This is a genomic window from Gracilibacillus sp. YIM 98692 (assembly GCF_010993965.1).
Lineage (GTDB): Bacteria > Bacillota > Bacilli > Bacillales > Amphibacillaceae > Gracilibacillus.
Window position 1 is genome coordinate 162,269 of sequence record NZ_WIXM01000002.1, and the last position, 17,814, is coordinate 180,082.

17 protein-coding genes are annotated in these 17,814 nt (G+C 35.5%); 12 read left to right on the forward strand and 5 right to left on the reverse strand.

Translation table 11 applies throughout. The features are described from left to right. The first annotated feature begins 174 nt into the window (after nt 1-174). Genes cobA through GHD00_RS02995 form a run of 3 tightly spaced genes read left to right on the forward strand, consistent with a single transcriptional unit; the run spans nt 175 to nt 2,763 of the window. Complete coding sequence (gene cobA / locus GHD00_RS02985) at nt 175-957, forward strand: uroporphyrinogen-III C-methyltransferase (protein WP_163536623.1); 783 nt, start codon at nt 175-177, stop codon at nt 955-957. 13 nt (nt 958-970) lie between these two features. Then, nucleotides 971-1,771, forward strand: coding sequence for a sirohydrochlorin chelatase (locus GHD00_RS02990; protein WP_163536624.1), 801 nt, complete (start codon nt 971-973; stop codon nt 1,769-1,771). Continuing rightward, on the forward strand, nt 1,717-2,763 hold the full coding sequence (locus GHD00_RS02995) for an anthranilate phosphoribosyltransferase (RefSeq protein ID WP_163536625.1): 1,047 nt from the start codon (nt 1,717-1,719) through the stop codon (nt 2,761-2,763). Before GHD00_RS02990 ends, GHD00_RS02995 begins: the two co-directional genes overlap by 55 nt. 20 nt (nt 2,764-2,783) lie before the next feature. Here the strand turns inward: GHD00_RS02995 and GHD00_RS03000 are convergent, their stop codons facing one another. Further along, on the reverse strand, nt 2,784-3,395 hold the full coding sequence (locus tag GHD00_RS03000; protein WP_163536626.1) for an NAD(P)-binding protein: 612 nt from the start codon (nt 3,393-3,395) through the stop codon (nt 2,784-2,786). A gap of 184 nt (nt 3,396-3,579) precedes the next feature. Between GHD00_RS03000 and GHD00_RS03005 the strand changes: the two genes are divergently transcribed. The 7 genes from GHD00_RS03005 to GHD00_RS03035 all read left to right on the forward strand — a co-directional run bounded on the left by GHD00_RS03005 (nt 3,580) and on the right by GHD00_RS03035 (nt 9,875). Continuing rightward, nucleotides 3,580-4,188 (forward strand): alpha/beta hydrolase, encoded by a 609-nt coding sequence (locus tag GHD00_RS03005; RefSeq protein ID WP_163536627.1) that lies wholly within the window; start codon nt 3,580-3,582, stop codon nt 4,186-4,188. Nucleotides 4,189-4,350: 162 nt separating this feature from the next. Next, complete coding sequence (locus GHD00_RS03010; RefSeq protein WP_163536628.1) at nt 4,351-4,749, forward strand: GntR family transcriptional regulator; 399 nt, start codon at nt 4,351-4,353, stop codon at nt 4,747-4,749. Next, nucleotides 4,733-5,632 (forward strand): ABC transporter ATP-binding protein, encoded by a 900-nt coding sequence (locus tag GHD00_RS03015; protein WP_163536629.1) that lies wholly within the window; start codon nt 4,733-4,735, stop codon nt 5,630-5,632. Before GHD00_RS03010 ends, GHD00_RS03015 begins: the two co-directional genes overlap by 17 nt. Continuing rightward, nucleotides 5,607-7,595, forward strand: coding sequence for a hypothetical protein (locus tag GHD00_RS03020; RefSeq protein WP_163536630.1), 1,989 nt, complete (start codon nt 5,607-5,609; stop codon nt 7,593-7,595). Before GHD00_RS03015 ends, GHD00_RS03020 begins: the two co-directional genes overlap by 26 nt. 12 nt (nt 7,596-7,607) lie before the next feature. Then, nucleotides 7,608-8,177, forward strand: a complete 570-nt coding sequence (locus GHD00_RS03025) for an RNA polymerase sigma factor (protein WP_163536631.1) — start codon at nt 7,608-7,610, stop codon at nt 8,175-8,177. Nucleotides 8,178-8,253: 76 nt separating this feature from the next. Then, on the forward strand, nt 8,254-8,511 hold the full coding sequence (locus GHD00_RS03030; RefSeq protein WP_163536632.1) for a hypothetical protein: 258 nt from the start codon (nt 8,254-8,256) through the stop codon (nt 8,509-8,511). Nucleotides 8,512-8,831: 320 nt separating this feature from the next. Beyond that, nucleotides 8,832-9,875 (forward strand): lactonase family protein, encoded by a 1,044-nt coding sequence (locus GHD00_RS03035; protein ID WP_163536633.1) that lies wholly within the window; start codon nt 8,832-8,834, stop codon nt 9,873-9,875. Between the two features lie 75 nt (nt 9,876-9,950). Here the strand turns inward: GHD00_RS03035 and GHD00_RS03040 are convergent, their stop codons facing one another. The 3 genes from GHD00_RS03040 to htpG all read right to left on the reverse strand — a co-directional run bounded on the left by GHD00_RS03040 (nt 9,951) and on the right by htpG (nt 14,220). Then, entirely contained in the window at nt 9,951-10,127 is a 177-nt protein-coding gene (locus GHD00_RS03040) for a hypothetical protein (protein WP_163536634.1), read from the reverse strand. A gap of 21 nt (nt 10,128-10,148) precedes the next feature. Continuing rightward, nucleotides 10,149-12,092: an aconitate hydratase gene (locus GHD00_RS03045; protein WP_163536635.1), complete on the reverse strand. Its 1,944-nt coding sequence runs from the start codon at nt 12,090-12,092 to the stop codon at nt 10,149-10,151. A gap of 247 nt (nt 12,093-12,339) precedes the next feature. Then, on the reverse strand, nt 12,340-14,220 hold the full coding sequence (gene htpG / locus GHD00_RS03050) for a molecular chaperone HtpG (protein ID WP_163536636.1): 1,881 nt from the start codon (nt 14,218-14,220) through the stop codon (nt 12,340-12,342). A 195-nt stretch (nt 14,221-14,415) separates the two neighbouring features. On the opposite strand from htpG, the gene GHD00_RS03055 reads away from it, so the two are divergent. Then, nucleotides 14,416-15,969, forward strand: coding sequence for an FMN-binding glutamate synthase family protein (locus tag GHD00_RS03055; protein WP_163536637.1), 1,554 nt, complete (start codon nt 14,416-14,418; stop codon nt 15,967-15,969). 47 nt (nt 15,970-16,016) lie between these two features. Here GHD00_RS03055 and GHD00_RS03060 read toward each other — a convergent pair whose 3' ends face one another. Continuing rightward, nucleotides 16,017-16,724: a TraR/DksA C4-type zinc finger protein gene (locus GHD00_RS03060; RefSeq protein WP_163536638.1), complete on the reverse strand. Its 708-nt coding sequence runs from the start codon at nt 16,722-16,724 to the stop codon at nt 16,017-16,019. A gap of 191 nt (nt 16,725-16,915) precedes the next feature. On the opposite strand from GHD00_RS03060, the gene GHD00_RS03065 reads away from it, so the two are divergent. Beyond that, complete coding sequence (locus GHD00_RS03065) at nt 16,916-17,674, forward strand: CPBP family intramembrane glutamic endopeptidase (RefSeq protein WP_240468580.1); 759 nt, start codon at nt 16,916-16,918, stop codon at nt 17,672-17,674. The last annotated feature ends 140 nt before the right edge of the window (nt 17,675-17,814 follow it).

Sequence of the window (17,814 nt, forward strand, 5' to 3'; positions counted from 1 at the left end):
TCGTGTTACAGACGAAGTGAATCCGACGTAGATACCACGATTAGGCAGATAGATAAGCGCAACTACGTCTCTAACTTCGCCAAAGGCTCGTCAATCGACGAGTTTTCTTTAAAAGGGTTGAATACATTCATGAGGGATGTCATCCGCAGAAGCACAAAAATTGGGGGAGTAACAATGGGAAAAGTCTATTTGGTCGGAGCAGGACCTGGTGATCCAGATTTAATCACCGTCAAGGCATTAAAATGTATACAAAAAGCAGATGTCATTTTATATGATCGATTAGTCAATACTAAATTACTGGAGGAAGCCAAGGAACATGCTGATCTTATATATTGCGGCAAGCTTCCAAAATTACATTTGATGAAACAAGATACGATCAATCATTTGCTTGTCAAATATGCGAAGCAAAATAAAATAGTTGTACGACTGAAGGGTGGCGACCCATTTGTTTTCGGAAGAGGAGCAGAGGAAGCAGAAGTTCTTGCTAAACAAGGATTAAGCTATGAAGTGGTTCCTGGTATAACATCAGGTATTGCAGCACCAGCATATGCGGATATTCCGATTACTCACCGTGAATTAGGACGATCATTTGCCGTGGTTACAGGTCATTGCAAAAATGGACAGCCCACAGACATTCATTGGGAACAGTTGGCGAATTCAGTAGACACGTTAGCTATCTATATGGGAATCAGCAATTTACGTTTTATTACCCAAAAATTAATGGAATGTGGGAAATCCCCTTCAACAAAAATAGCAATTATACAAGAAGGAACCACAGACAGTCAAAAAGCAGTTACAGGAACGTTAGCAACTATTCTCTCCATTGTAGAAAGACATAAAATTGAAAACCCGGCTATGATTGTAGTGGGAGAAGTTGTTCAAGTGGGAGAGAAGCTGCAGCGGTTAAAAGAGATTCATCAACACACGATATCCTCACATGTCGTAGAAGCTAATTAGGAGCGGATATACGATGCGATCGGTTATATATATTTGTCATGGCAGCAGATTGCCCGAAGCAAAGGAAGAGGCTTATCAGCTTATTTCAAAAGTGAAACGAGTAGTCGAAGAACCGATACAAGAAATGTGTTTTTTGGAATTACAAGATCCTACATTATCAAAAACAGTAGAGAACGTAATTAGTCAAGGAGCAGAACAGGTAATGATTGTTCCAGTTCTTTTACTAACGGCTGGACATGCAAAGCATGATATTCCAGAAATGATAGAAAAAGAAAGATGGAAGTACCCTGAAGTTTCCTTTCATTATGGCAGGCCAATTGAAGTTGAGCCAAAAATGATTGAAGTATTAGTAGATCATATCCGTAGAGCAACTACCTCACATGTAGAAGACTATGATATCCTTTTAGTAGGGAGAGGAAGCAGCGATCAACAGGCTGTAAGTGACACAGAAACGATTCTTCAAATGTTAGGAGACTACTTTCCTGCTCAAACGATTGAAAAGTGTTTTCTTGCTGCAAGCAAGCCTAAATTTGAAGAGCTTTTAAGTGAAAAAGTGATACACCAAGAAAAATCTGTTATGATAGTACCATATTTACTTTTTACTGGTTTACTCATTACAGGGATTAAGCAGTATGTGGAACACTTTTCATTAAAACCTGATCAGCAGATTATCCAAGCGGAATATCTGGGACAACATGATCATGTAGTTAAAATTTTAAAAGAAAGAGTGATAGAAGTTAGAAAGGAAGCTGATGTAGTGTGCAACAATGGCTTAAGGAAGTGGCAAGAGGAAAAAAGGGTTCTAAAGATCTAAGCTACGAGGAAACCAAACAAATTGCTGAAACAATTGTTTCTAAGAAAGCGACCGATGCTCAAATCTCAGCATATTTAGTGGCAGAGAGAATAAAAATGGAACAGCCAGAAGAGTTACTAGCTTTCATTGACGTACTAAAGGAGCATTCTCAGAAATTAGATATAGATAGAGACATCCAAGAAAAAATGATTGATTTTGCTGGTCCGTATAATGGAAGAAATTCTTTTGCTGCTACCATACCTGTATCCATATTATTAGCAGATTATGGGGTTCCATCTTTTATCGGTGCTAGTGATACACTCCCTCCAAAGTACGGTACTTCATTAAAAGATATTATGAGAGAATTAGGATGGGAACAAGAAAACTCTAAAAAAGAAGTAGAAAAGCAAATGCATGAAACTTCTTTTGCGTTTACGGATACGGAGTACTATTGTGAACCGTTAAAACAAATAAGACATATTCGGAAAGAAATCGGTGTTCGGACATTATATAACACAGTAGAGAAACTGTTGAATATAGGAGGCGCCAAAAATGTAATGCTAGGTGCTTTTCACCGAACTGCGATCAATAAATTAAATGATGTCTTTCAATCATTGCCGTATCAAAATGTTTATATTGTGCAGGGATTAGAAGGGTCTGAGGATGTGCCTGTTCATCGTAATAGCTTTGTTTTTCATTGGACAAAAGAAAGCTTAGACTCTTTTATTGTGAAACCAAAAGAATATGGTTTGGAATGTAAAGATTTCGATAAAACAGCAAAGTTATCCGCTTCAGAACAAAAAGATATTATCATATCGTTATTATCTGGAGAAAAACAAGAGAAATATCAATATTATTATAATCAAGTTTTATTGAATGCAGGATTACGTTATTACTTGTTCGGGATAACAAGCTCGATTGAAGAAGGTATCGAGGTTGCTAAAAATCAATTACAAAAAGCAAGCGGAATGAAACGTATAGAATATTGGAAGGCATTACCGAATACGAATTAAAGCAAATGTGAGTATCCTTTTCACATTTGCTTTTTTAATTTTTCTAAAAAATTAATTTGATCATTTTCATCATAAATCGGATGATCTATGATTTCATTTAAAAGATTTCTTTTACGCTCTTGATCCCAATTCGTTTTTTTCACCAACTGACGAACGTCATATAAAAAGTCAATATATCCTTCATAGTCTACAGGAAATTGATCTTCTAATTGCTTTTTAATTCTTTTGGCAAGTATAGGGCTAGCTCCATTTGTTGAAATAGCAATCTTTAATTTTCCTCTATCTAGAAATATCGGGAAATCGATGTTTCCATAATCAGCATGAAAGGTTGCATTCATCAAACAAGAAGTTGGGGCATGCTCTGCTATCATTTGATTAAACGTTGGATCATTACTTGCTATAATTATTAAGTTATAGGATTCGATGTCTGTCAGTTTTCCGTCACGTTGTATCCAATGAATGCGATGTTTGATTGCAAGCTCTTTTAACAAATCCGTAACAGTTGGACTAATAATCGTAATGTTTGTTGTATATGGCAGGAGAGTGGTCACACGTCTTTCTGCAACCGTGCCGCCACCGAACACTACTATTTTCCTATGTATTAAATCAATCATCAATGGTATTTTGGTCATTTTCGATCCCTCTCTAAACCAAGTTATAATCATTGTAATATGCGAAAAATGTATAAGCAAGGTGAATAAACGCCCAACGTTTAATTGATATAAAAAAGGGGAACTTTATCAAGTGATTAAAAATAGTTGAACTATTTATTTCGAATTTGAGATAATAGATGTATTAGAAAGAAAGGGTGTTAATATGAAGCATATATTTAAAGAAGGTAAAAACTTAAATGGGCCAACTCTATTATTACTACACGGGACAGGTGGAACAGAAAATGACTTATTGCCACTAGCAGATATTGTAGATACAGATGCTAATATTTTAAGTGTACGAGGCAATGTTTCAGAAAATGGAATGCCACGCTTTTTCAAGCGATTAGCGGAAGGGGTGTTTGATGAGGAAGATTTAATTCATCGAACCGAAGAGCTATATCAATTTATAGATGAAGCTGCTGAAAAATATGGTTTCGACCGAAATCAAGTGATTGCAGTTGGATATTCCAATGGAGCCAATATTGCCGGCAGTTTACTTTTTCATTACCAAGACAGCTTAAAAGCAGCTGTGTTGCATCATCCAATGGTACCAAGACGAGGAATAAAACTACCTGACTTATCCAATGTTAAAGTATTTATTACGGCTGGAATCAATGATCCGTTATGTACAGAGCAAGAGTCAAAAGATTTAGAACAAATTTTAGAAGAGAATGGTGCAGAAGTTCGTATTCATTGGGAAAACACTGGACATCAACTCACAAGAACGGAAGTAGAAGCAGCTAAAGATTGGTATGAAAATACAGTTAAATAAGCAAAAAAATCGGGAGGTAGCATAAGTCGCCTTCCGATTTTTTAATGTTAAAAAAGGGTTGCTTTTTTGCTATTTTGTTCTATAATTAAACTGTATTAAATATACTAATACAGTTAATACAATTAATACACACCATACAGATAAGCGGGAGGGGTGTTATGCTTGTTTGAGCTGGATTTAAGAAGCCGAAAACCGATATATGAACAATTAGTAGAAAAATTAAAGCAATTAATTATAAATGATGTGTTAAAGCAAGATGAAAAACTGCCATCTGTTCGAATGTTAGCACAACAGTTATCTATAAATCCTAATACGATCCAGAAAGCATATCGTGAGTTAGAAACACAAGGCTATATATATTCCGTTAAGGGGAAGGGAAGTTTTGTGAATCATATGGTAATCACCGAAAATACCGAAGAATTAAAGCGAATAAAGGAAGAATTGCGAAAAAAACTGGCGGAGGCATTTTTTATTGGCATCACTTTAGAGGAGCTAGAAGAACTAATAGAAGAAGTCAAACAACAGATAGCAAGGGGGGAACAAGATGATTCAAATAAGTAATATAGATAAGAATTTTGAAAAAGAACCTGTGCTTCAACAGGTGTCATTAACGATTCAAAAAGGATCCATATATGGATTATTAGGTTCGAATGGAGCAGGAAAAACGACCCTTCTAAAAACGATAGCGGGCATTATCAAACAAGATGACGGAACGTGTCAAATAGAAAATCAACAGGTTTTTGAGAATACCAGCTTGAAAGAAAGAATGATTTTCCTTCCAGATGCTCTTTATTTCTTCTCCCATTATACGGTTGCACAAATGGCTTACTTTTACCAAGACATGTATCCTCATTGGAACCAAGAACGGTTTGTTCAGATGCAAAAAGCGTTAGATTTACAAGTGGATAGAAAGATACATCGTTTTTCAAAAGGGATGCAAAGGCAGGTGGCCTTTTGGCTTGCATTATGTGCAATGCCTGATTATTTAATCTTGGATGAACCTTTTGACGGTTTAGACCCTGTTATACGTAAAAAAATCAAATCGTGGATCATACAAGATGTAGCAGAGCGTGAAATGACGGTCATGATTTCTTCTCATAACTTGAGAGAAGTAGAGGATATCTGTGATGCAATTGGAATTATACATCGAGGCAAACTCTTATTAGAAAAAGACTTGGATGATTTAAAATCAGACATCCATAAGGTACAACTTGCCTTTAAATCGCCTGTAGAAGATTCCATCTTTAAAGGGCTAAATATCTTACATCAGGAAAAGCGAGGAAGTGTATATGTTTGTATTATCAAAGGGCATATCGAAACCATTGAGCAAACATTACAACCCTACAATCCAGTTGTATTTGATATTTTACCATTAACGCTTGAGGAAATCTTTATATATGAGATGGAGGGTGTAGGATATGCAATCGAAAACATCTTACTTTAAAAAAGAATTGCTAAAGCAAGGATTTAAATCCTCTGGTTGGATTGGTATTGCTTATTTTCTTGCACTTCTATTAATCCTGCCACTTCAAATATTTATGATGTATACCGAAGACTCTTTGGATAATAGTCGTAATTACAACCATATTGATCATTTATTTGAGGTAAACTCAGAGTTTCAATTGGTATTATTATTTATCATTCCTGTAATAGCAGGGATTTTCACTTTTCGTTTTATGCAAGTGAAAGGTTCTGCTGACTTTATGGCTAGTTTACCATTAAAACGGGGCAATCTGTTTAATCAGCAATTCCTGATTGGATATATTTTAATGGTTGTTCCACTGTCGGTTATTACAATCATTTTACTGGTTATGCAAGGAATGATGGATGTTGGATATATATATTCCTATGCAGATATAAGTAAATGGCTGCTCATTACCTTTGTTTATCAATCTTTCATTTATGTCTTTACCGTATTGATTGGTGTCTTAACAGGGATTTCAGCTGTACAGGCTGGGCTAAGCTATATTTTTTTGCTGTTTCCGGCAGGGATTATAGCACTTGTTATTATTAACTTAGAGATGTTATTAAAAGGTTTTTATGTAGGATTTTTTTGGGAGGAGGAAGTTGCCAAATATTCTCCACTTTTAGACGCTATTCAAATATATGAGGATGATATTTCCTATTTAAGGTTAGGTGTATATATTGTATTAACGATCATTACTTATGTTCTGGCTAAGTTATTTTACCAAATTCGGTACGTAGAATCGGCATCCCAGGCACTGGCTTTTCCTAAACTAAAACCAATATTTAAATTCGGTGTCACGTTATGCTTTATGTTATTAGGTGGTGCCTATTTCGGATTGATGCAAAGTAAATTAATTGGATGGATTTTATTTGGCTATCTGTTTGGAGCTTTTATTGGCTATTTACTAGCAGAAATGCTTATTCAAAAAACATGGCGAGTTTTCCATTATTGGAAAGGTTTTTTAGCCTATATTGGTGTATCCTTTATCGTAATATTAACCGTTATATTGGATTTGTACGGATATGAAGGTCGTGTACCAGAAGCAGATCAGATTGAATCAGTATTTATCAATAATGGAGGGTACAGCTATTATTACCGGGAGGACTTAGAGGAAAGTGATTTACCAACGATAACAGATCGTGAAACGATTCGATATGTTACCACATTACATGAAGTTTTAGCAGACTCAGACCAAACAGAACTACAACGTAGACGTATATTTAAACCTGATTCTGTGAATATACAATTTATTTACTTTTTAGAAAACGGACAAAAACTAAAACGTAAATATTTTGTACCAAGTACAGAGTCAATGCGAGAGTATTTCCAACCTCTTTATGAATCAGAAGGGTATAAGGAGATACAAGAAAGTTGGTTATTTGAAGAGGAACTTGAAGTGAGTCAAATTAATATCCATGGCTATGAGGATGTAAAAGAAGTGTATGATGATCAACTAATTGAACAGATTACAGAAGCTATGAAGAAAGATTATCTAACGGCTAGCTTTGATGAATTGAACAAAAATACCTATAGGTCAGCTTCCTTAGAGTTTATTAACTCTCGAGAACAGAAACATTACCATATGCCATTGAAACCAAGCTACCAGAATACAATGGAACTATTAGAAAGTAGTGAGTTAGACGATCATGTCATTCTTGAAGTCGAAGATTTAACAAGAGTTGCTGTCAAACAGGGGTTAAATAACCGAAACGAAATTTACGAGCTGCCAACAATGCCAAAGGAACAGCAAGATAACTGGTTTATAACGGAAGGACAAGAGGAAATGAAGCAGTTATTGGAGTTAAAGGATAAGGCTGATTATTCTGGAGAATGGACGATAGGACTGTTTGGATCTAATAAACATCGGTTATTGACAACCTTCATCGTGACCGATGAACAAATACCTGATTTTGTCAAACAATATTTTGAAGGTCAATAGGGGATGTGAGATATGTATGAAGTAATGGAAAGAAAGGAATCGAGTATTTGTTTGGAAGATATCTTTTTAAAGTATAAAGATATGATGTATTATAAAGCAAAAGATATATTGCATGATCCCCAACTAGCTGAAGATGCAGTACAAGAAGCTTTTATAAAAATGTACCGAAGAGGTATTCAGGTCGAAAATCTAAATAAAATACCGGCATGGTTAAAAACAGTGATTACCAGAACTGCAATTGATATGCTGCGAAAAGAGCAACGTTCTCATGCTATCTTACTACAGGAAGATATCTATTTAGAGGAGCTGATGATTTGCTCAGCGTACTCAGTGGATGAAAAGGTGGATTATCAAGCAACGGTTAAAGAGATAACTGGCTGTATTGGAAAATGCAGCAGTAAAATTAAACAGGTTTTTTATTTGAAATTTGTAAAAGGTTATAAAGTTCATGAAATTGCAGAAGCGCTTCACATTTCACACGCAGCGGTAAAAACTAGATTGTTTCGGGCAAGGCAAATACTAAAACAGCAATATCAGATAAACGTTGAAAAAAAATCAGAACAAGTAAAACCAGGAGCATAAAAAGTTTCTGGTTTTTTCTTTTGCTAATTAAGTATATAATGGGGGAAGATATAAAGTATTTTAAAGGATGTCGGATATGAGTTTCATTATTTATGTTGTCCTTCCATGGATATTTTTATGTGTATTTTTAGTTGGTGCTATATTAAGCTTGTGGAAGAGGCTTCCATATATGTGGGGGTTCTTAAGTTGTATGATAGGTGTCGTGATATATTTAGTTGGAAATGAATTAGTGGGTGGTTTTAATGGGATGAGCCTAAGTTTAATTGGAGCACTCCCATTTACTATTGGTTTGTTTATCTTGTTTTTCTTATTTATCGGCAATAAATTTCAGTAAATCATCCAATATTTACTCCGATTAATGGACGAAAGGATAAACATAATAAGAAGGTATTCCATTTTAATTGGAGGGATATTGAATGAGAAGACGTAATGCTTGGCTACCAGCACTAGCATCAATTGGAATCGGTGCTTACTGCTATTATCAAATGCGCCGAGGTAACAACAACCCATTTAACATGCGTTAACAATAAAAATGAGAAGAGCTGTCTTTTGGGACAGCTCTTTTTTATAGTGATTAGGCGTATATTAGATTGTTTATTTTTTCTTTGCTATAATAATGGATGATTAAAATTTAAGGTAGAAAGGATTTTGATGATGGGGAAGAGTCGTTATATTGGATATGTAGGTACATATACGAAGAAAGAAAGCAAAGGTGTTTATCGATTTGAATTAGACTTAGATGAAAAAAAATTACGTAATGTAGAACTAGCAGCAGAACTGGATAATCCGACATATCTTACGGTGAACCAAGATAACTCATTATTATATGCTGTTTCTAAAGAAGGGGAAGAGGGGGGATTAACTTCTTTTCGTTTAGATCAACAAACTGGAGACTTACATCAATTAAATAGTCAAGCCTCCCCTGGATCTGCCCCTTGCCACGTTAGTGTAAGAAGTGATGATAAACTTGTTGTTTCAGCGAATTATCATACAAAACAAGCAGAGGCTTATCTTACCAATGAAGATGGCTCGTTACAGCCTGCTAAACCAGTAATCCATGAAGGATCTGGTCCGCACGAACGTCAAGAAAAGCCTCATTTGCATTACGCTGGTTTTACCCCAGATGAAAAATATGTAATAGTAGTCGACTTAGGAAGTGATACTATTACAACATATCAACCTAATGATGGACAACTTGAACAAGTAAGTATCTGGAATGCAAAACCAGGAAGCGGGCCAAGACATATTGTGTTCCATCCAAATGGAGAGTATGCTTATGTAATGACAGAATTAAGTAATGAAGTGATTGTGTTACAATATAAAGAAAATGGTACTTTTGAGGATGTACAATATATTTCAACTATTCCGGAAGATTTTACGGAAAATAATCAAGGTAGTGCCATTCATATCTCTTCAGATGGAAAGTTTGTTTATGCTGGAAATCGTGGTCATGACTCGATTGCAATATTCAAGGTACTGGAAGACTATACTGTTCAATTTGTAGACTGGACAAAGACAGAAGGGGATTGGCCTAGAGATTTTGTATTAGATCCGACGGAACAATTTGTGATTGCCTCCAATCAAAACTCTAACACTTTAGTATTGTTTGAGAGAAATCACCAAGACGGTACTTTAAGTTTATTACAAAAAGATGTATACACACCAGAGCCAGTGTGTGTCAAATTTTTGACAAAATAAAGGGGAAAATTTAACAAAGAAACAGAGCTGTCCCATACAATTACTTTTAATTTTTGGGACAGCTCTTTGTTTGATTTATTCTAATGTGCGGTTGTTTTGATCCATTTCCGTTAAATCTGGTGTTGCGCTTTCTTCAAATTTAGAAACAAATCCATCACCATTACAAATCGTGCAAGTATAGTGCCATTCTTCATCATCCATTAATAATCCTGATCCTTCACAGGCTTTACACTTCATTTCTTGTGAACCCATCTTAACTCCCTTTCTCTTATATTAATTGGTCGATTTATTTTTAATCCAGTTTATGACGCCGCCTTGTAAAATAATATCAACATGTCTAGATGTTAAATCATGTTGAACCGAAATGGTTTCCTTACTATCTTTTACGGATATATCAAAAGTATGATGTTTTTTTATTTTTTCATGAATATTTTCAAATTGTAGAACAGCACCATCTTTTATTTTTTTATAATCGTTCTCATCACTAAAGCGAAGTGGTAAAATACCAAAATTGATTAAGTTTTGTAAATGTATACGAGCAAAATCTTTCACCAGGACAACCTTTAATCCAAGATATCTCGGAGCGAGAGCGGCATGCTCACGGCTAGAACCTTGTCCATAATTCACGCCAGCCACCAACGCATGTCCGCCATCATCTCGTGCCTTCATCGCATTTTCATAATAGTTGTCATCAACGATTTCAAAGGCAAATGTACTGATTTTTTGAATATTACTTCTATATGGTAAAACACGTGACCCGCCAGCTAGAATTTCATCAGTCGAAATGTTATCCCCCATTTTCAACAGTACGGGAACCTCAAAATTATTCTCAATAGGGGTGAAATCAGGTATTGTTGTAATATTTGGTCCTTTTTCTAATGTTAACTCCTTGGCTGATTTTTCAGGAGGTGCTTCTAGCATCCCGTTATCACTAAAGTTTGTTGGCTCTTTCATTTTCGGATATCTAATATCTAATGTTCTAGGGTCTGTGATAACTCCATGTAGAGCTGAAGCAGCTGCTGTTTCGGGACTACATAAGAAAACACTATCTTCCTTCGTCCCGGACCTCCCTGGGAAGTTACGGGGTGTAGTACGCAAACTGTTTTTACCTGTGGCAGGTGCTTGACCCATTCCAATACAACCATTACAGCCTGCTTGATGCATTCTAGCACCAGATGATAGAAGATTAGCGATATGACCATTTTCCACTAACTGCTCTAGCAGCTGTCTAGAAGTTGGATTAATATCAAACGAAGTACCTGGTGCTACTTGTTTCCCTTTCACTATTTCACTGGCAATAGCAAAATCTCGGTATCCCGGGTTAGCTGAAGATCCGATATAAGATTGGTAAATAGGATCACCTGCTAGTTCTTTCACTGGAACAACGTTATCTGGACTGGAAGGCTTAGCAATGAGCGGTTCTATCTCAGAAAGATCCAATTCTTCATGAAGATCATAATCAGCCCCTCTGTCCGCTTTTAAGTCCATCCAATCATTTGCTCTTCCTTGTTGTTTTAGAAACGATTTAATCACTCTATCTGATGGAAATACAGTAGCAGTTGCTCCTAATTCTGCCCCCATATTGGCAATGACATGACGATCCATAGCTGATAAAGAATCGAGTCCAGGTCCATAATATTCAATAATCTTGCCAACTCCACCTTTCACACTATGTCGTCTCAGCATTTCAAGAATAACGTCTTTTGCACTAACCCAATCGGGTATTTTACCAGTAAGCTTTACTCCCATTACCTGTGGCATTTTAATATAATAGGGTTCACCAGCAATTGCCATGGCGACATCAATACCGCCAGCCCCCATGGCTAACATGCCCATACACCCATTTGCACATGTGTGACTATCTGATCCTAGTAGTGTTTGACCAGGTTTAGCTAATCGCTGCATGTGGACAGGGTGACTAACACCATTACCTGGTCTGCTGTAATAGATGCCGAACTTCTGTGCAGCACTTCTTAAAAATAAATGGTCATCTGCATTGCGGAAATCCTCTTGAATTAAGTTATGATCCACATATTGAGCGGAAGCTTCTGTTTTTGCTTTGTCTAACTCCATTGCTTCTAGTTCGAGCATTACCATTGTACCTGTTGCATCCTGTGTCAGTGTCTGATCGATCTTTAATCCAATTTCTTCACCTGGAGTCATTTCTCCTGATACTAAATGTTTTTCGATCAGTTTTTGTGAAACATTTTTTTTCATTTACACGGTACCCTCCTATATTTTCAACAAGTGAAGTACGACTATTAGACAACGTATAGCATATGCTTTTTTATTAATATTACACATTTTTGGGTTATTCAAACTAAAAAAGGGTTAAATTCAAATGTTGAATTAAGGTAAAAGAAGAACTTGTTTCATACTTATGTAACATGCCAATAAATATTATAAAGGCAAATAAAAAACAGCTCTTCATAAATGAAGAACTGTTCTTTTATCATATATTATTTTATACCATTACTTTACACATATCGTTGGTAAGGGCGACAGGGTCTTCTACAGGGAGCCCTTCGATTAGTAAAGCTTGGTTATATAGAATGTTGGTATATAGCGTTACTTTTTCTTTATCATTTCCATGAGCTTCTACTAAAGCTTTAAAGATATCATGCTTATTGTTGATTTCCAATACTTTATTCGCCTCAATGTTTTGATTATCAGGCATTTGTTTTAATATTTTTTCCATTTCAATGGAAACATCTCCCTCAGCCGATAGGCAAACAGGGTGTGATTTTAAACGTGTGGAAAGCTTCACGTCTTTCACTTTGTTACCTAGTATTTCTTTCATTTCCGCTAGTAAATCTTTATGTTCTTCTTTTTGCTTTTCTGCTTCTTGTTTAGTTTCTTCATCTTCTAAATCAAGATCTCCACTAGAAACAGATTTAAATTCTTTGCCATCATAGTTCATCAACATTTTAATCGCAAATTCGTCAACTTCATCAGTGAAGTATAAGATTTCATACCCTTTATCCTTTACAAGTTCAGTCTGAGGCAGTTTCTCAATACGATCATGTGACTCTCCAGTTGCGTAATAGATGTGTTCTTGATCTTCTGGCATACGATCTACGTATTCTTTCAAGCTTACTAACTTTTCCTCACTGGAAGAATAGAACAGAAGTAAGTCTTTTAATTTATCTTTATTTGCTCCAAAGTCACTGTAAACACCGTATTTAATTTGACGACCAAATGCATCATAAAATTTCTCATATTTTTCACGATCATTTTTAAGTAAGCTTTGTAAATGGTTTTTGACTTTTTTCTCGATATTTTTCGCAATAAGCTTTACTTGACGATCTTGTTGTAATATTTCTCGTGAAATATTAAGAGATAAATCTTCTGAATCCACGATACCGCGAATAAAGCTAAAGTGATCTGGTAATAGATCTGCACATTTCTCCATGATTAAGACACCATTCGAGTATAGCTCTAACCCTTTTTCAAAATCTTGAGAGTAGTAATTAAACGGTAATTGTTCTGGTATATAAAGAATGGATTGAAAGCGTACCATACCATCTACACTAATATGCAAGTGGCTCAATGGTTGATCAAATCCAAAATGCTTTTCTTGATAAAAAGATTGATAATCTTCATCTGTAAGCTCTTGTTTATTTTTGCGCCAAATAGGCACCATGCTGTTAATCGTTTTTTCTTCTGTAACTTCCTCTAATGTATCGTCATCATCACTTTTTGGACGTTGTTCTGTTACATCCATTTTAATTGGATAACGTATAAAGTCAGAGTATTTCTTAATGATGGATTGAAGTTTATGCTCTTCTAAAAATTCATCGTAGTTTTCTTCTTCTGCATTTTCTTTTAATTGAATGACAATTTCTGTACCTACATCTTGTTTATTGAAAGATTCAATGGTATAACCTTCTTCCCCATCTGATTCCCATTTAAATCCTTCATCATTATATAAAGATCGTGTGTAGACTGTTACTTTATCTGCAACCATAAAAGAAGAATAAAAACCAACACCAAATTGACCAATAATCTCTTGTCCATCTTTCATTTCCACTTCATTTTTAAAGTCTAATGATCCACTTTTCGCAATCGTTCCAAGATTCTTTTCTAATTCTTCTTGAGTCATCCCAATTCCAGTATCTTTTACAGTTAAGGTACGCTGGTCCTTGTCTGCTTCAATTCGAATATAGTAATCATCTTGGTTGAAAGAAATATTGTCATCAGTGAGAGCTTTGTAATAAATTTTATCAATGGCATCACTAGCATTTGAAATTAATTCACGTAAGAATATTTCTTTTTGAGAATAGATAGAATGAACCATCATTTCTAATAAACGCTTTGATTCCGCTTGAAATTGCTTCTTCTCCATTGTCTTTTTCCTCCTTGAAAGTATGGTATGTATATTAGCACTCCCTTTGTATGAGTGCTAACATACAATAATTATCATAATCAATATAGCCTGTCAAGTAATAGGAATACTCTCTAATGGGAATCAAACGAATGACGAGCGTTTCCTCATCATACATATAATCAAGTAGACAAAAAAGAGGGGGGAGGCGCCATAATGAAGCTATATATATTGTTAAGTACTGGTTCTATCCTCATTGGCTGTTTTTTATTGGTCATTTTGGCATTAATGTTCGTCTATGTGATGGATCGTTCACAGAAACAACACCCTGTTTTAAGGAATTATCCGATTATTGGTCATTTTCGTTATTTATTAGAAAAAATAGGACCAGAATTAAGACAATACTTCTTTGATAGTGATAATGAAGGTAAACCATTTTCTAGACGTGATTTTCAATACATTGTTCGTAAAGCAAAATATAAAAAGGATGTCATTGGATTCGGTTCTCAAAGGGACTTTGAAGCACCTGGATTTTACATAAGAAATTCGATGTTTCCAACATTATTTGAAGACTTACGCATAGACCGAGAAACGAAAGTGCCAACCAATCGGTATGTATTAATTAAAGACCCTGTACTAACCGGACGAAAAGAAAGATTAAAACAAGAAATATCTTACGCTTATTTATTACCAGAAGAAGATGCCATTGTTATAGGGGAAAAAACGAAGCAGCCTTTTGTGGTAAGGGGACAAATCGGAATGTCAGGAATGAGTTATGGGTCATTGGGTGACCGAGCCATTACAGCATTATCAGAGGGATTAGGTATTGCAAAAGGAAGTTGGATGAATACTGGTGAAGGGGGATTATCTGATTACCATTTAAAAGGAAATGTCGATATCATTATGCAAATTTCGCCTGGTTTATTTGGTGTAAGAGATAAGGATGGAAACTTTGACTGGGATGAATTATTAAGAAAAAGCAAAATTCCTCAAGTAAAAGCATTTGAAATAAAGCTAGGGCAAGGTGCTAAAACTCGAGGAGGACATATGAACGCCGAAAAAGTCACGGAAGAAATTGCACGTATTAGGCAAGTACCTGCTTATGAAGCGATAGATAGTCCAAATCGTTTTTTAGATATCGAAGATTACTCATCATTATTACATTTTATAAAAAAAATAAGAAAGCACACTGGCTTACCAGTTGGAATAAAAATTGTTTTAGGTAGTCCATTCGAAGCCGATGAAATCGCCAAAAACATCCGTGAACTTGATATTTCCCCAGACTTTATAACCATTGACGGTGGGGAAGGAGGGACCGGAGCAACTTATCAAGAACTTGCCGATATGGTGGGATTGCCAATTCGTTCATCATTACCATTATTAGATGATGCTTTAAAAAGATATGAAGTAAGGGATAAATTGAAAATTATAGCGTCTGGAAAGTTATATTCACCTGATCGAGTTGCTATTGCGTTAGCATTGGGAGCGGACCTAGTTAATATTGCCCGTGGATTTATGATAACGGTCGGTTGTATTCAAACATTAAGATGTGCTTCGAATACTTGTCCGGTGGGAGTTGCTACTACAGACCCTGATTTACAAAAAGCACTTGTAGTAGAGGAAAAGAAATGGAGGACTGCGAATTACTTAATCACTATGAGAATGGGGCTTTACCGAGTTGCCTCTGCAGCGGGTTTAGAATCTCCGCTTCAGTTTGAACGAAAACATGTTGTGTATAAAGATGACAAAGGAAAAATTCAAGCATTATAGTGTGAATCGGGCCTTCCATTACAAAGAAGGAAGGCCCGAAGGTTAGATTATTTATCTGTGTAAAGAATGGAGCCAATGTCATTCTCATCTAAATAATCTTCATAATCTTCATGCTTTTCATTTACACCAATAAATTTTCCATTTTCATCTGCTAATAAAAATTCCTCTATATCTTCTGACGCTCCAACTAATTCATCTGAATTAAAAAACATGTCCTCATAATCTTTTTCTGTATCATAAAAATCGGAAGGGCCATCTGACGAACCATATTTTTCTACTCGCTGCCAAGAGTCTTCACCGTCGAAAATGATGGATTCTTCCTCATCGATCTCTGACTCCATTTCATTGACACTTGAATGGATGACGTCCTCTTCAACAGGACGTGTTGTATCGATTTTATGTTCAGCATGTTCGATACACCTTTGAGTTGTAGGCATGGCTAACATTCGTTCAGCTGGTATTTCAACGCCACAAGCTTCACATTTTCCGTAATGACCGTTTTCCATGGCTTCTAAAGCTTGATTGATATCTTTAAGTTCCTGCTCTTCGTGTTCATTTAATGCTATATCCTTTTCACGCTCAAATAATTCAGAGCCTGTGTCTGCTGGGTGGTTATCATAATTAGAAAGCTCTGAGACTGATTCGTGGATTTGTTCTGCTTCTAATCCAAAATGATCCTTTAAATGTTCTGTTATTTCTTGTTTTCGTTCCATTAGAGTTCTTTCACATTGATGCATTTGTTGTTGATTTAACATAAAATCACCTCCTATATGTCAGTCGATCATATAGCAGTATTAGTTTAACCATTATTGAAAACGACACTAGAGTAATGATTGGAAGGGGAGACAGAATTATGGTTAATTAAGAAAATCTTATACAAAAAATGAAACTTTTTCATCGATCGAATCGTATGAAAAGAAAAGGAAAAATTATGAGGTGAATGTAATTGGACACTAATCATCGAATACTTGAATCAACAGAGGAGAATGTGAACAAAATAAAAGAAAACAAACTTCCCATTGGTTGGGGAGGAGTCATTTTATTTTTTATCACATTTTTCGGGTTGGTTTTTGTAACAGGGACATTATTAGGAATTGTTAGTATTGTATTAGATGGGGGAGTAGAGGGTTTTTATAATGACTTGTTCATGCAAAGTCATTATTTATTATTATTAGATGCTTCCGCTTTTTTTATTGCTATTTTACTTTTTAAAAAGGTTCGTGCATTTTTGAAAAATGCGTTTTCTTTGGCACCATTAAGAAAAGGAAAGACGTATGTATTGATATTGGTTGCTTTTGTTTTTACTTATGTTATCCAATTTTTTATCATGCATGTATTTCAATGGGAGGACGGAACAAGCCAAGTAGATACTTTTGGATTAGAGGGATTGTCTGATCACTGGCTGTCACTTACAATTTTTTATATAGCTTTTACCTTTTTGACGCCTATTAAAGAAGAAGTGATTTACCGTGGGATTATTCATCGATTTTTAGGGATTAAATGGAACTTTTGGATCGGATTGTGTATTTCTTCTTTGATTTTTGGAAGTTTACATACTGGACATGTGTTATCGGCCACTATTATGGGTGCTGTCTTTGTTGTATTGTATCGACTAACAAACTCTTTAGTCGTTCCAATTTTACTCCATATTTTATGGAATATTTATGCGATCACTGGATTGCTTTATTATATTGATATACTTTAGCCTTATTTCGAACCTATTAAAGTTTTTACTGCATAGTTGAACCAAACTGCGACATAAGTCTTGAAAAAGCTCTGAAGACCGCTCCAGAAATATACTTCGCTTTCCGGGGGCACGGCTTCAGCTTCCTCGGCAGCAAGCTG